The 704-nt window shown below is 74.7% G+C and carries 1 protein-coding gene; it reads right to left on the bottom strand.

Annotation, left to right across the window (positions count from 1 at the left end; translation table 11 throughout):
• A partial coding sequence (locus V8688_RS32010) for a PLP-dependent aminotransferase family protein (protein ID WP_342802388.1) occupies positions 1-704 on the bottom strand: 704 nt, incomplete at both ends.

Raw genomic sequence — 704 nt, 5'->3', positions numbered from 1 at the left:
GTGGCACCAGCCGGCGCAGCCGACGCAGGTGGCGGGCCAGGTCGCCGTGCCGGGCGAACTCGCTGAGCACCCGCTGACCCGCCGGGCTCGGCGCGGTGCCGGTCTCGGCGCGCCAGGCGAGCACCGCGTCGGCGATGTCGGGCCTGGCGACCAGCCAGCCGACGCCGAGCGTGGTGGCGATGATCTTGCTGGTGGTGCCGAGATGCACGACGACATCGGGTGCCATCGCGGCCAGCAGGGGCAGGGGCGCGGTGTCGTAGCGCAATTCGCCGTCGTAGTCGTCCTCGATGACGAAGACGCCGTTCGCCCTGGCGAATTCGATCAGCTCGACCCGGCGGGCGGCCTGCATGCGCGCGCCGAGCGGAAACTGGTGCGCCGGTGTGCAATAGACCGCGCGCACCCCGGGCGGGATCAGCTCGACCCGCAGTCCGTCGGCGTCGATCGGGACGGGCAGCACCCGGATGCCCGCGGCCCGCAACGCGCCGACGGCTCGCTGGTAGCCGGGGTCCTCGATCGCGACGGCGTCGCCTGGCCGCAGCAGCGCCGACGCCAATTCGCCGACCCCGGCGCTGGTCCCGGCCGTGGCGAGCACCACCGAGGCGGCTCCCGCGGCCAGACCGCGGTGCCGCAGCAGGTGTTCGGCGACGGTGGCTCGGAAGGCGGGCTCACCGGCGCGGTCCTTGCGGGTGTCGGCGGGGTGATCG

The organism is Nocardia sp. No.11, from assembly GCF_038752175.1.
Lineage (GTDB): Bacteria > Actinomycetota > Actinomycetes > Mycobacteriales > Mycobacteriaceae > Nocardia > Nocardia canadensis.
Note: the sequence above shows the minus strand (reverse complement) of the source record. Positions and strands in the feature narration are given on the sequence as shown.